The 14,035-nt window shown below is 65.1% G+C and carries 10 protein-coding genes and 1 tRNA gene; 7 read left to right on the top strand and 4 right to left on the bottom strand.

Annotated elements, in window-relative coordinates; all coding sequences use genetic code 11:
* Positions 1-909, bottom strand: a 909-nt coding sequence (locus tag QMA10_RS15040; protein WP_290169625.1) for a macrolide 2'-phosphotransferase, incomplete at its 3' end; no start/stop codon positions are given.
* A gap of 141 nt (positions 910-1,050) precedes the next feature.
* Here QMA10_RS15040 and nudC point away from each other — a divergent pair.
* Positions 1,051-2,013 (top strand): NAD(+) diphosphatase, encoded by a 963-nt coding sequence (gene nudC, locus QMA10_RS15035; protein ID WP_290169622.1) that lies wholly within the window; start codon positions 1,051-1,053, stop codon positions 2,011-2,013.
* The gene (locus QMA10_RS15030; RefSeq protein ID WP_290169620.1) at positions 2,010-4,127 is read left to right on the top strand and encodes an ATP-dependent DNA helicase UvrD2; all 2,118 of its coding nucleotides are present in this window, start codon (positions 2,010-2,012) and stop codon (positions 4,125-4,127) included. The genes nudC and QMA10_RS15030 overlap by 4 nt, the downstream gene beginning before the upstream one ends.
* 6 nt (positions 4,128-4,133) lie before the next feature.
* On the opposite strand, the gene QMA10_RS15025 is transcribed toward QMA10_RS15030, so the two are convergent.
* On the bottom strand, positions 4,134-5,204 hold the full coding sequence (locus tag QMA10_RS15025; protein ID WP_290169619.1) for a ThiF family adenylyltransferase: 1,071 nt from the start codon (positions 5,202-5,204) through the stop codon (positions 4,134-4,136).
* 197 nt (positions 5,205-5,401) lie between these two features.
* On the opposite strand from QMA10_RS15025, the gene QMA10_RS15020 reads away from it, so the two are divergent.
* Positions 5,402-5,998, top strand: a complete 597-nt coding sequence (locus QMA10_RS15020; protein WP_290169618.1) for a M48 family metallopeptidase — start codon at positions 5,402-5,404, stop codon at positions 5,996-5,998.
* A 56-nt stretch (positions 5,999-6,054) separates the two neighbouring features.
* Here the strand turns inward: QMA10_RS15020 and QMA10_RS15015 are convergent, their stop codons facing one another.
* Positions 6,055-7,551, bottom strand: coding sequence for a zinc-dependent metalloprotease (locus QMA10_RS15015; protein WP_290169616.1), 1,497 nt, complete (start codon positions 7,549-7,551; stop codon positions 6,055-6,057).
* A 298-nt stretch (positions 7,552-7,849) separates the two neighbouring features.
* Between QMA10_RS15015 and QMA10_RS15010 the strand changes: the two genes are divergently transcribed.
* From QMA10_RS15010 to QMA10_RS14995, 4 genes are all read left to right on the top strand, one after another.
* Positions 7,850-9,013: a PDZ domain-containing protein gene (locus tag QMA10_RS15010; RefSeq protein ID WP_290169613.1), complete on the top strand. Its 1,164-nt coding sequence runs from the start codon at positions 7,850-7,852 to the stop codon at positions 9,011-9,013.
* A gap of 320 nt (positions 9,014-9,333) precedes the next feature.
* Positions 9,334-12,255 carry a UPF0182 family protein gene (locus QMA10_RS15005; protein ID WP_290169668.1) on the top strand — a complete coding sequence of 974 codons (2,922 nt, stop codon included), beginning with the start codon at positions 9,334-9,336 and terminating at the stop codon, positions 12,253-12,255.
* Between the two features lie 64 nt (positions 12,256-12,319).
* Positions 12,320-12,396: transfer RNA gene (locus tag QMA10_RS15000), tRNA-Met, on the top strand.
* Between the two features lie 90 nt (positions 12,397-12,486).
* Positions 12,487-13,032 (top strand): DUF6328 family protein, encoded by a 546-nt coding sequence (locus QMA10_RS14995; RefSeq protein WP_290169611.1) that lies wholly within the window; start codon positions 12,487-12,489, stop codon positions 13,030-13,032.
* A gap of 66 nt (positions 13,033-13,098) precedes the next feature.
* Here the strand turns inward: QMA10_RS14995 and QMA10_RS14990 are convergent, their stop codons facing one another.
* Positions 13,099-13,839 carry a PspA/IM30 family protein gene (locus QMA10_RS14990; protein ID WP_290169608.1) on the bottom strand — a complete coding sequence of 247 codons (741 nt, stop codon included), beginning with the start codon at positions 13,837-13,839 and terminating at the stop codon, positions 13,099-13,101.
* Between the last annotated feature and the right edge of the window lie 196 nt (positions 13,840-14,035).

Genomic DNA, 14,035 nt, shown 5'->3' with positions numbered 1-14,035 from the left:
CTCGAGGATGTCCGCTTCAAGGGTGGCGAGCATTTCCTCGGCCTCGGCAATCATTGCCGGGTTTTCCGCTGCCACGCCCCGCACCAGCCACTGCGCCAGGGCGAACTCCGCGGACAGAGCGGCACGGCGGATCAGATGCGGGTCGGGTGCTTCCGGGCGGGCTGCGTTGTAGGCGGCATGCACGGCGTCGGTGAAGGTGGGGTCGTTGGCGGCAATCAGCCACGCGAAGTCATCTGCCGGGTCGCCGATGCGAAGGTCCGTCCACCCCGTGACGGCACTGATGCGGCCGTTGGAAACCAGCAGGTTGTCTTCGTGCAGATCCCCGTGCACCACGGAAGGGTTGAAGCGCCACAGCGTGACATCCTCAAGGGCGTGTTCCCAGCGGCGCAGCAGCACCGGGGGAATCTTTCCTGTGGTGGCGGCCTGGTCCAACTCATTGAGTTTCCGCTGCCGGAACTCGTTCGCTGAATAACTGGGCAGATCGGCGTCATTCACCAGGTCATGCGGCAGGCTGTGGATGGCGGCCATGGCCCGCCCCACCTCCCGGGGCAGCGGCCCGCCTCCGGCGACGAGTGAATCAATGTCCCGGGTTAAACCCGGCAAATGTGAGTAAACGAAAGTGCAAAGGTCACCCTGGCGCACTGTCCCGGCCACGTGGGGCAGCGCGAAGGGAAGCTCCGCGCGTACCGCCGGCACAAAGGCCCGCAGGACCAGCAGTTCTGTTTCCAGCCTCATGCTGGCGTCGATGTGCTTGGGCGAACGTACCCGCCACTGCTTTCCGGCTTCGTCAACCAGAACGGCCGCGTCAAAATCCGCGGCGTCGTCGGGGGAGCCGGCGACGCCGGTGGGGGCCAGCCCGGGGACGGCGGCGCTGGCCATTGCTGCCAATTCCATGGGGGTGCGTTTCACATCTTCAACCGTAGATGCAGATGTGGTGCGAATAACCATAGGCGCGCGGCGAGTCGCCGGATGCGTGAGCAATAACTCACGCGGACAGGTAGTCCCGCGGCCAACTACAGGTTGGGGGGTGCAAGTCAGTACGGTAGGAACATGAGCAGCTCAGCACCGGTCGCAGTTGTACCCCCTCTAGGATTATTGCCGCTGGCGCGCACAGCAGTGGACCGCGGTTCGGACCGCCGTGTCGCAGCGGACCTCTTTCAACAGATCCGTTCAAGTCCTGCCACCCGTGTCATGTATATGGCCGGAGGGAAAACCCTGGTCAGCAGCACTGAGGTGGTCCTGGGCCCGGTCTCGGACAGTGGTTTCGGGGACGCTCCCGTCTACCTTGGCCGCACCCTGAAGGACGCGCAGGAGCCGGCCGGCACCGACGTCGTCCTGGTGACCCTCGCCCAGGAAGATCCGCTGCTGGAAGTCGACGGCGCCCGCTGGGCATCGCTGCGTGAAGTGGCCGTCCTGCTCGGCGAACTGGACGCGGCCCTGTTTGTGGAAGCGGCGGCCATTTCCAACTGGCATGCCGCGCATACCCACTGCCCGCGCTGCGGCGCCGCCACCGTTCCTGAACAGGGCGGCTGGGTCCGCCGCTGCCCCGAGGACAAGAGCCAGCATTTCCCCCGCACGGATCCGGCCATCATTGTGGCCATCACCGACCCCCGGGACCGCATCCTGCTCGGCTCGGCTGCCGCCTGGAAAGGCAACCGCTACTCCACACTGGCCGGGTTCGTGGAACCGGGAGAGTCCCTGGAAGCAGCAGTCATCCGTGAGGTGGCCGAAGAATCGGGGCTGACCGTCCACTCGCCGCAGTACCTGGGCTCGCAGCCCTGGCCGTTCCCCTGTTCCCTGATGCTGGGGTTCACCGCCCGCACCGAAGATACCGCCGCCACACCGGACGGCGTCGAGATATCAGACGTGCGCTGGTTCACCCGCGAAGAACTGGGCGAGGCAGTAGCCAGCGGCGAAATTACGATTGCCAGCGGGATTTCCATTGCCCGGAACCTGATAGAACGCTGGTACGGAGGACCGATCACTGAACCGGAGGTCGAAACACAGGCATGAGCCCGGACTCCGTTGAAGCCCGCATCCTCGCCGGACTGGATGATGAACAGCGTGAAGTGGCCACCTCCCTGACCGGCCCCCTGTGTGTCCTTGCGGGTGCCGGCACCGGTAAGACCCGTGCGATCACCCACCGCATGGCCTACGGGGTGCATACCGGCGTGTACAAGCCCCAGCGTGTGCTGGCCGTAACGTTTACCGCCCGCGCAGCGGCTGAAATGCGCACCCGCCTGAGGGATCTGGGTGCCGGGGGAGTGCAGGCCAAGACCTTCCACGCCGCTGCCCTGAAACAGCTACAGTACTTCTGGCCCCAGACCGTCGGCGGCCAGCTCCCGGACCTGCTCAGCCACAAGGCACAATTCATTGCCGAAGCCGCCCGGCGCCTGCGGCTCTCCACCGACCGCGCCGCCATCCGTGATGTCGCCGCCGAAATTGAATGGGCCAAGGTTTCCATGCTCACCCCGGAGAGCTACGTTTCGGCCGCCAAGGGACGCGATGCCCCGGCAGGGTTTGACCTCATCACCATCTCCCGCATCTTCCAGGCCTACGAAGACGTGAAGGTGGACCGCAACGTCATCGACTTCGAGGACGTCCTGCTGATCACCGTGGGCATCCTGCAGGAGGATGAGCGGGTGGCCGCCACGGTGCGGGACCAGTACCGCCACTTCGTCGTGGACGAATACCAGGATGTCTCCCCGCTCCAGCAGCGGCTGCTGGATCTGTGGCTGGGCGGACGGGACGAGCTGTGCGTGGTGGGCGACTCCAGCCAGACCATTTACTCCTTCACCGGCGCCACCTCCAAGCACCTGCTGGGTTTCCCGTCACGCTTTCCCGGCGCTCCCATCGTCAAACTGGTGCGGGACTACCGGTCCACTCCCCAGGTGGTGGGGCTGGCCAACCGGATCCTCGCCGCCCGCACGGCGGAGGGGGAGCGCTCGCGGTTTGCGCCGCCGTGGCCCAAGCCGCTGGAACTCATAGCGCAGCGTCCGGCCGGCCCCGAGCCCACCTTCACGGAATGCGCCGACGACGACGCCGAAGCCGCCTCCGTTGCTGAGCGCATCAAGGCGCTGATCAAGGACGGTGTAAAGCCCGCAGAGATCGCCATCCTGTTCCGTACCAACGGGCAGTCCCAGGCCTACGAGCAGGCCCTGGCCACCGCGGGCATCGGCTACCAGCTGCGCGGAGGAGAGCGGTTCTTCGCCCGGCGCGAAGTGCGCGATGCCATGCTCCAGCTGCGGGCAGCGTCGCGCTCGGTGGGCAATGACCCGGTTCCCCAGCTGGTCCGTGACATCCTGGTGTCCCTGGGCTACAGCCCCGAGGCTCCGGCCGGCGGCGGTGCCGTGCGGGAAAAGTGGGAGTCCCTGGCAGCCCTGGTGGCGCTGGCCGATGAACTGCACGCCAACCGGACCCAGGATCCCGACTCCATCTTCACGCTGATGGACTTCGTGGCAGAGCTCGACGAACGTGCTGCTGCACAGCATGCCCCGACGGTTCAGGGCGTTACGCTCGCCTCACTGCACTCGGCCAAGGGCCTGGAATGGGATGCCGTCTTCCTGGTGGGGCTCAGCGAAGGCCTGATGCCCATCTCCTTCGCGGACACTCCCGAGGCGGTGGATGAAGAACGCCGCCTGCTTTACGTAGGCATCACCCGTGCCCGGGAACACCTGCATCTTTCCTGGTCCACGGCCCGCACTCCCGGCGGCCGGGCCAACCGCAAGCCGTCCCGGTTCCTGGACGGCCTGCGGCCGCAGACCACCCGCGACCTGCAGCGCACGGCTGCGCCCAAGGCTCCGGCACGGCGCAAATCGAGCGGTCCGGCCAAGTGCCGCGTGTGCGGAACCCTTCTCACCACCGGTGCCGAGCGGAAGGTGGGCCGCTGCGGCGAATGCCCGGTGACCTATGAAGAGAGCACCTTTGATGCCCTCCGGGAATGGCGCCGTGAAGCAGCATCCGAGGCGGGCATCCCCGCGTTTGTGGTCTTCACCGATGCCACTCTGGTAGCCATTGCCGAAGACCGCCCGCCGTCCCTGAACCGGCTGGCAACCCTGCCCGGCGTCGGACCCTCCAAGCTGGAGCGCTACGGGGAAGCCGTCCTGCGGGTGCTGTCTGACAACTAGCGGCGCTCAGGACGCCTGAGCGGCGGTGGCGCGGTGCTGCAGCCGGCAGCCGCATCCGGGGTGGAAGGACACCTTCCTGAAGCCGAGGTAACCGTCGGTCGAACGCAGGACCAGCACTGCGGACCACACAGCCGGCTGGACCATCCCGTCCAGAAATGCAAGGGCCTGTGCGGCTGCGGCCCCTGCCGCAACCAGCGCCCCGGAGGTTTCCTCTCCGGCCGGAGCTGCTTCAATCTGCCGCCGGTCCAGGGCGTCGGCGGCGTCGTACCACGTGGAGTCACCGTCAGCGAGCTGCCGTTCGTAGCATTCCAGACAGGGGGTCAGACCGGGTACAACCAGCGGACCAATATCGGTTCCGGTTTCCTGCACCGTGACGGTGAGGTGCGGGTGTTCACGGGCCGGTGAACCCGCGCTGCGTCCGGCCAGGGGCGGTTTTCCCACGCAGATTGCCAGGTCCAGGTGCGCGTTGCGGGTGCCCGGAGTGACGTCAGGGGCGACAAGGACCTGCACGGTGGGATCCACCCGGTAGATATGCCGTTTCACCGCTTGGGCCCGCCGCATGCCAAGGTCTGTCAGGGCGAAAGCGGGTCCCAGATCAGCGGGAAGCACCACTCCCGGATCGGAAAGCAAAAGGGTGCCGACCCCCGCTGTTGCCAGTGCACGGGCAAGGAGCGCCCCTGTGCGTCCCAGACCCGTTATTTCCACCGCGGCCCGGGCCCGGCGCCGGATCATCACGGATCCGTTGGCTCCGTAGGCCGCGGAGAGACGGTCAATATCTCCGGCGAGGCGTTCCACGCGGAGCGCCGGAACTTCGGGTTCACTTGGAAGATCCTGGGCGGGGCAGGGCAGCAGGACCGGGGCCAGCGCCCGTGCCAGGGCATGTGCACGCTGGGCCGGGACCCTGCAGCGCCGGGCCTCGGCGCCTTCCGTTCCATCCTCCATCCCGGCCCGCAGGGCGGCGAGAAATGCCAGATCCGTTTGCTGCAGTCCACGCAGGACCAGCGCCTGGGGGCCCAGCCCGTACTGCCGGGCGGAGTCCGAAAGCGCCAGCACATGCAGCCCGGGATTAATCCGCATGGAAAACCTCCAACCGTGGATGCCCGCTCGGCAGCAGACGGAATTAGCTAGTTGCGACATCTTGGCACGCACCGCAACAGGGCGGGACGTTATCCACAGGTGCGGCGGGACTGCACCCTCTCGCCTAGGGTTAACCCATGCCTCCCGGAGAATCGACCCGTCCAGTGCAGCATCGGCGCCCGCCGGCCGCAGCGCCCGTGCCTTCCGTGACCAGCTCGGGGATTCCCATTGAAGTGCGCCGCTCAGCCAAACGCCGGCGAACGGTCAACGCTGCCTTCCGGGACGGAAAAGCAGTGATCTCCATCCCCGGACACTTCACCACGGCTGAGGAAAGCGAATGGGTGCAGCGGATGGTGGCGAGGCTGGAACAGCGCACGGCACAAACTCGCCGTCCTGACCCGAAAAACCTGGGGGACGAACTTGCCGCGCGCGCAGCGGAGCTGTCCCGGAGTTACCTGGGCGGAGCCGCCCGGCCGGTGTCGGTGCGCTGGGTCAGCAACCAAAATTCGCGCTGGGGATCAGCCACCCCGGCAAGAGGGACCATCCGGCTTTCCGACAAGCTGCAGGGAATGCCCGGGTGGGTGGTGGATTATGTGCTGCTGCATGAGTTGGCGCACCTGATTGAGGCTTCGCACTCTCCGGCGTTCTGGCGCCTGCTTGAGTCCTATCCGCACACCGAAACCGCCAAGGCGTACCTCCAGGGCGCGGCCTATGCGTCTGCCCGGGGGCTGGCCGGAGCCATGGGGGAGGACCAGGGGGCGGAAGACACGGACGAAGAAGGGCCGGGCAGCTAGCCTGCAGGCCTGCTGCCCGGCCCTTGCCGGGAATCCGGGACCCTTACGGGGACGGGCTACGCCCTGGGACCGTCGCCGTCGTTGTTTCCGTCGCTGTCAGTCTCGCTGTTTCCGTCAGTATCACTGTCATTGGAGCCGGAACCGGAGCCCGAGTCAGAGCCCTGTCCGCCGCTGCCGGTCGGGTCCTCCGCTGTTTCGGCATCGCTGCTTTCCGCCGGCGTATCGAAGCCACCGTCCAGCAGACGCTGCAGAGCGGCGTCGACATCGGAATCCGAAGCCTCGAGCAGCTCGCGGCGCTTGCTGAAGCCCTGCGGATCATCCAGGTCCTTGGACGTGGGAATGAGATCCGGGTGTTCCCAGACGGCGTCGCGTCCTTCGATCCCGCGTTCTTCCCGCAGCTGGGACCACAGGGCAGCAGCGTCCCGAAGGCGGCGCGGCCGCAGTTCAAGGCCCACCAGTGAGGAGAAAGTGTGCTCTGCCGGGCCGCCGCTGGCGCGGCGCCGCCGGATCATCTCGCGCAGTGCACCGGCGGAAGGGAGATTGACCGTGGCAGCCGCGGTGACTTCATCCACCCAGCCTTCCACCAGTGCCAGTGCAGTTTCCAGGCGTTCCAGCGCCGCTGCCTGCGCGGGTGTCTGCTCGGGTTGGAAGACTCCGCCGGAGAGGGCGTCCTGGATGGACTCCGGGTTGGACGGATCCAGGTCCCGGGCCACTTCCTCGATCTTGGACATGTCGATGTGAATACCGCGTGCATAGCTTTCAATGGCACCGAAGAGGTGGGCGCCCAGCCACGGAGCGTGGGTGAAAAGCCGGGCGTGGGCCGCTTCACGGACCGCCAGGTACAACCGGATTTCCGTCTCCGGGACGTCAAGTCCTTCACCGAACTTGGTGACGTTGGTCGGCAGCAGCGCCATGGTTCCGGCAGCCAGCGGAAGACCGATATCGGTGGAGCTGACAACATCTTTGGAGAGCGCACCGATGGCCTGGCCCAGCTGGATGCCGAACATCGCCCCGCCCATGTTGGCGAGCATGGAGGAGGCTCCGCCCATCATGGACTTCATTTCCTCAGGCATTTGAGTGGTGATGGCGTTGGAGAGGGCCTGCGAAATACTGACCGCCACCGGCTCCGTGAGACGCTTCCAGGAATCCATGGTGGCTTCCACCCACTCGGCCCGGCTCCAGGCCTGTCCCAGGGCCGAGGTTGACGCAAAATCCGTCACCGGATCCAGCCAGAGCTGGGCGACATGCAAAGCTTCATCAACTTCGCGGCGCTGCGCAGCCGACACGGAGGGGTCGCTGTCCGCCGCAGCAACACGGCGCGCGTTGTCCTTGGCGAGCTGCCAGTTGACGGGGCCCTCGGAGGGCGCACTGAACATGGCCTGGACCTGCTGGAAGATCATGGCCATGGCATTGGGGTCAGACGGAAGGCCCGCGGCCTTTGCCAGTTCGGACGGATCCATGCCGCCGGCACCCGCGCCGCCGAAGAGCTTTGCAAGCATCTCGGAAAGCGGATCCTGGGGCGTATCCCCGGAGTCGGAAGGGTTGGAGCTCATGGATACCACCGGTCCTGTGGAAGATTGAAGTGCATTGCAAGGTGCAGAATCGGACCGGCCAGCGGCCGGCAACTGCCCCGGATCATGGACCGCCGAACAGCGACCATGGTTTCCTTACGTTACCGGCACGCCCGTATGCCTGTCCCGCATTCTCCCGATTCGTTCGCTGTTGGCAAAGCGCCTCCGTGCGAATACCGGCACGGTAGAGCGCACGGGCGTAGGCTGGGTGGCAGTCTTCGCCGTTTCAACCTCTGTGGGTTGCCTCCGGTTCCCGCCTCAGCAGAAAAGGGTTGGCCACTTGCGCCCCTCAGATACTCCGCACAACCCCGCTGCCGGCGGGCATGACCCGGCGGCCTGGAACGGCGCCGTGCCGCCGGCCCGTCCTGCCGCCCGACGCGCGGACCCGCGCTCACGCGCGCTGGTGATCTCGGGGGCGCTTACCCTGGCCCTGGGCGCCGTTGCCGTATTCCTTCCGGCGCCCTATGTAGTGGAATCGCCCGGCCCCACATTCAACACCGTCGGAACCGTCAAGACAGGTAACGGCGAAGAGACTCCCCTTATCGAAATCGACGGCGCCGCCACCTATCCCACGCAGGGCGAGCTGGACCTCACCACGGTCTATGTCGCCGGCGGCCCAGGCAGCGCCATGAGCTTCCTGGAAGCCGTTGGCGGCTGGCTGAGTCCGGAAGACTCCGTGGTGCCCGAGGAGTTCGTCTACCCCCGCGGAACCACCGGGGAACAGGTTGACGAGCAGAATGCGGCAGCCATGACCTCTTCCCAGGAAGCAGCCGTCGCTGCCGCACTGCGCGAACTGGACATTCCCTTCACCGAGGAGCTCGCCGTGGCGGACCTGGTGGAGGACTCGCCCGCCGCCGGGGTGCTGCAGGCCGGAGACACCCTCGTCAGTGTGGACGGCACCGATGTAGACGGAATCGACACGCTCCGCACCAAACTCCAGGACAGCGGCGGCAACCCGGTGGAGGTCACCTACCGGCGCGACGGCGGGGAGCAGACAGCTTCGCTAACTCCCGTTCCCGGTGACGAAGGTACCTATCAGCTCGGCATCTACCTCGCCACCAGCTTCGATTTCCCCTTCGACGTCAGCATTGCCCTGGACAACGTGGGCGGCCCGTCCGCAGGCATGATGTTTGCCCTGGGCATCATTGACCGGCTCACACCCGAAGAGCTGACGGGAGGCAGGCATTTTGCCGGTACCGGAACCATTGACTCGGCCGGAAAGGTTGGGGCGATCGGCGGAATTGCCCAGAAGATGGAAGGTGCGTCCGACGCCGGCGCGCAGTTCTTCCTCGCACCCGCCGACAACTGTGGTGAAGTGGCGGGGAACATCCCGGACGGGCTGGACGTGGTCCGGGTGGCCACGCTGGACGAGGCACGAAGTGCTGTCGAAGCCTTGGCCGCCGGAGCGGATCCTGCCGGTCTGGCCCAGTGCCCGGCTGGCTAGGGCGCTCCGGGGCGAAAACGGAAACAGGCAGCGAAAGGCAGCAAAACGGCAGTGAATGTTCCGGGCCGCCCATCACGATCGTGAAAAGGTTCTGGCGGAGAGGCCCGACAGGTGGCCCGCCGCAATGAAGACAAGGCAGAATGAGAAAGCACGGCAACTTGCAAAGGGGACGAAAAAATGTCCTGTAATGCCCGTTGCAGGCGCCGTGGACCGACGCAGCGAACGATGAGGTAACAGTGACTTCCGGACCTAATGGCCCATTTTCCCGACCCAGCCCCAGCGCGGGCGCCCGCCCCGGCAAGCGGCGCGGACCGAGCCCGCTGATTGCCACACTGATTGTCGTGGCGATCCTCGTAATTGGATTCGTCTACTTTTCCCAGGTCTACGCGGACGTCCTCTGGTACAACCAGCTGGGCTACCTCGAAGTCTTCGTCAAGGAGAACCTGACGCGGATCGCGATGTTCCTCAGCGCCTTCATCGTGATGGCCGCCTGCGTTTTCCTCAGCATCAGGACCGCCTACGCTTCGCGGCCCGTCTATGCTCCGGACAGCGCTCTGCAGGACAACCTGAACCGCTACCAGGCCCAGCTTGAGCCGGTCCGCAAGCTTCTGATGATCGGCATCCCCGTCGTCGTCGGCGGATTTGCCGGCACCGCCGCCATGTCCATGTGGCAGCAGGCGCTGCTGTTCTTCAACAGCCGCAACTTCGGCCGGCAGGATCCCGAGTTCGGTCTGGATTTCAGCTTCTACCTCACGCAGCTGCCGTTCATCGGCTTCATCGTGGGCTTCCTCATCAGCGTCGTCGTCATCTCCGGCATTGCCGGGCTGCTCACCCACTACCTCTACGGTGGTATCCGCCTGGAGGAAAAGGGCATCTTCACCTCCCGCCAGGCACGGATCCATATTGCCGTCATTGCTGCAAGCTTCCTGCTCCTGCAGGCCGCCAACTTCTGGCTGGACCGCTATGACACCTTGCTGAGCACCTCGGGAACCTGGACCGGTGCCCTGTACACGGACGTCGAAGCCGTTATTCCCACCAAGACCATCCTCACCGTTGCCTCGGTGATCGTGGCGCTGCTCTTCATCGTGTCGGCCGTCATCGGCCGCTGGCGCCTGCCGATCATCGGTACCGCCATGCTCATCATCACGGCCATCGTCGCCGGCGGCGTCTACCCGTGGATTGTGCAGCAGTACCAGGTCCGGCCCTCCGAGCTGAGCAAGGAGGCGCCGTACATCCAGCGCAACATCGACCTCACGCGTGAGGCCTACGGCCTGGACGAAACCGAAGTTATTGACTACAAGGCCACGGTTGAAGCGAATGCCGGCGCGCTGGCCGCCGATTCAGGCACCACGTCCAACATCCGCCTGCTGGATCCGAACGTCGTGTCCCCGGCGTTCTCGCAGCTGCAGCAGTTCCGTCAGTACTACCAGTTCCCGGAAACGCTGAACGTTGACCGCTACGACATCGACGGCGACACTCAGGACACGGTCATTGCAGTCCGTGAACTGAACATCGACGGCGTCCCCGACGGCTGGGTCAACGAGCACATTCTCTACACGCACGGATACGGCGTTGTTGCTGCCCGCGGATCGACGGTCCAGGCAGACGGCAAGCCGAGCTTCATGGAGTCCGGCATTCCGTCCAGCGGCGTTCTGGGGGACTACGAACCCCGGATCTACTTCGGCGAATCCTCACCCGACTACTCGGTGGTGGGCGCACCCGAGGGTGCGGCACCGCAGGAGATCGACCGCCCGCAGACAGGTGACTCGGACACCGAGTCCCAGACAACATTCAACGGCGACGGCGGGCCCAGCGTGGGCAATCTGTTCAACCAGCTGGTCTACGCCATCAAGTTCCAGTCCACGGAAATGCTGCTCTCGGACGCCATTAACCCCGAGTCCCAAATCCTTTACGACCGCGATCCCCGCGAACGCGTCGAGAAGGTTGCTCCCTACCTGACGGTGGACGGCAATGCCTACCCGGCGGTCGTTGACGGCCGGGTCCAGTGGATTGTGGACGGTTACACCACCAGCAAGTACTTCCCCTACTCCACCCAGCAGGAACTGCAGGCAGCTACCACTGACTCCCTGACTACCGGTGCCGCTGCTCTTCCGGCGGACAAGGTGAACTACATCCGCAACGCGGTCAAGGCCACCGTCGATGCCTACGACGGATCGGTCACCCTGTACGCCTGGGACGACCAGGATCCGCTGCTGCAGTCCTGGCAGGCTGTCTTCCCGTCCACGCTGAAGCCGTACAGCGAAATGTCAGCTGAGCTGATGGCGCACGTGCGGTACCCGGAGGACCAGTTCAAGGTCCAGCGCGAGCTGATGGGCAAGTACCACGTCACCAACGCCGACTCGTTCTTCAAGAACGACGACGCCTGGTCCGTGCCGAACGATCCCACGGTGGCCAACTCCGAGGTGAAGCAGCCTCCGTACTACCTGTCCCTGCAGATGCCGGGCCAGGATGACACTGCTTTCTCCCTGACCACGCCTTTCATCCCGTTTGTCTCGCCCAACGGCGAGGCCCGCAACGTGCTGTACGGCTTCCTGTCAGCCGAAGCCGATGCCGGAACAGGCGAGGCAGGTGTGAAGAGCGAGGACTACGGCAAGCTGCGTCTGCTGTCGCTGCCCACCGACACCGTGGTTCCCGGTCCGGGCCAGGCACAGAACCGGTTCAACTCGGATCCGACGGTTTCCAACGCGTTGAACCTGCTGCGCCAGGGTGCTTCCGAGGTCATCAACGGAAACCTGCTTTCACTGCCCGTGGGCGGCGGCATGCTCTACGTGCAGCCCGTCTACGTGCAGTCCTCCGGGGATGCTTCCTATCCGACGCTCCAGCGCGTGCTCGTGAACTTCGGCGAGACGGTTGGGTTTGCGCCCACCCTGGATGAAGCCCTGAACCAGGTCTTCGGCGGCGACTCCGGTGCCATCACCGGTGATTCCGAGAATGTTGGCCAGACCCCGGACACCGAAACCGGCGAGGTTCCGGGCGACACCACGGCTCAGGCTGATCTGGCCGCTGCTCTGGCTGACGCCGGAGCTGCGATCCAGGAGGGCCAGACGGCGCTGGCAAACAATGACTTCGCTGCTTACGGCGCGGCGCAGGACAAGCTGAACACAGCCATCCAGCGCGCCATCGCCGCACAGGAGGCCATGGACGCAGCTGCCGGAGACGCAGGCAGCGAAGACGCCGGTGCCACTGAGGGTGCAACCCCCGCGCCCACCGAGGGCAACTAACAGGCTGCGTCCCGGCTGCTGATTTGCAGCCGGGCCCCGCGGCGGGTAGAGTTAACTATCACGCCGCGGGGTGGAGCAGTTCGGTAGCTCGCTGGGCTCATAACCCAGAGGTCGCAAGTTCAAATCTTGCCCCCGCAACCACAGGTTGAAACGAAGAGTCCCGGTCAGCAGAAATGCTGGCCGGGACTTTTTTGCGTTGTGGCGGGCATCGGCCGCTCCTAGACTCGCAGAATGGGCAAACGCGCGCTGCCTGCTGAAAACAACGGTCCGCACCGTTCATCGGCTAACGGGGCCGGTCCCTCCGTCGAGCGCCGGGAAATGGCTTTGGAGAAGGCCGACCGGAACTGGAACGACCTGCTGCAGGAATTGCGCGTGCTGCAAACCGGTATCCAAATCCTGACCGGTTTCCTGCTTACCCTTCCTTTCCAGCCGCGGTTCCGTGAACTCTCCACGGGGCAGATCCTGGTTTATCTCGCCCTGGTGGTCTTGTCGGTCCTGATCACGGCACTGTTGATGGCCACAGTGGTGATGCACCGCGCCTTCTTTGCGCAGCGGATCAAATCCGAGCTTGTGCGCAGCAGCGACGGGCTGCTGCGCATCACGCTCGTCCTGGTGGGCCTGATCCTGATCGGAACGCTTGGCCTCATCTTTGACCTGGTCCTGGGCACCGCCAGCGGGATCACAGCCGCAGCCTGCCTCACTGTTGTCCTGGCGGTGCTGTGGATTGTCGTACCCCGGTATATCCGGCGGCGTGCGCTGCACCGCCGGGAGGAGTAGCTTTCCCCTCCAACGCCGAAGGGGCGGCACTCCGTCACAGAGTGCCGCCCCTTCCGGGAAAAGCTGTTAGTTCTGGCCGATGGCAGACTGTCCCGAGCCGGCGCTCTTCAAGGCTGCAAGGCGTGCCTCCACCTCGGTCTGCTCACCGAGGTCCTCCAGGCTCTCGAACTGGGCATCCAGGCTGGAAGCAGCCAGCTCGTTTGCTCCGCGGACGCGGGCTTCCTCGCGGCGGATCTTCTCTTCGAAGCGGCCCACCTCCGAGGTTGAATCCATGACGTCGATACTCTTCATGGCTTCATGCATCTGGGTCTGCGCGTGCGCGTTGCGGGCGCGGGCGATCAGCTCGTCACGCTTGCTCTGCAGCTGGTTGAGCTTGCCCTTCATCTGATCCAGACCGGTCTTGAGCCGTTCCACGATCTCTTCCTGGGAAGCGATCGTGGGTTCTGCGCCCTTGGCTTCGTTCTCGGAGGCCATCTGGCGCTGGATGGCTACCTTTGCCAGGTTGTCGAACTTCTCGGCGTCGGCAGTGTTGCCGGCAGCGCGGAACTCATCGGCCTTCCGTGATGCCGCAAGGGCCTTGTTACCCCAGTTGCGGGCATTCTGGATGTCCTCGTTGTAGTCATCCTGCAGCATGCGCAGGTTGCCGATGGTCTGGGCAACGGCGCTCTCGGCCTCGGCAATGTTGTTGCTGTAGTCCCGAACCATCTGGTCCAGCATCTTCTGCGGATCTTCGGCCTGGTCCAGGATGGCGTTGATGTTGGCTTTGGCCAGCTGGGTGATGCGTCCAAAGATTGACTGCTTAACCACGGTGTCTGCCTTTCGGTTGGTCGAACTGAATCTGCGAAAAAAACTGATGGTGCACCTTCATCTGATATTGCGTCCTGCTGTGACCGGCTATGCCTGCAGTCCTGGTCCTAGAAGCTGGTGCCGCCGCCGTCGAAGCCACCGCCGCCACCGCCGCCGAAGCCGCCAAAACCTCCGCCGCCCCAGCCGCCTCCGCCGC

It is taken from the genome of Arthrobacter sp. APC 3897, from assembly GCF_030407495.1.
In the GTDB taxonomy this organism is placed as follows: domain Bacteria; phylum Actinomycetota; class Actinomycetes; order Actinomycetales; family Micrococcaceae; genus Arthrobacter_B.
Note: the sequence above shows the minus strand (reverse complement) of the source record. Positions and strands in the feature narration are given on the sequence as shown.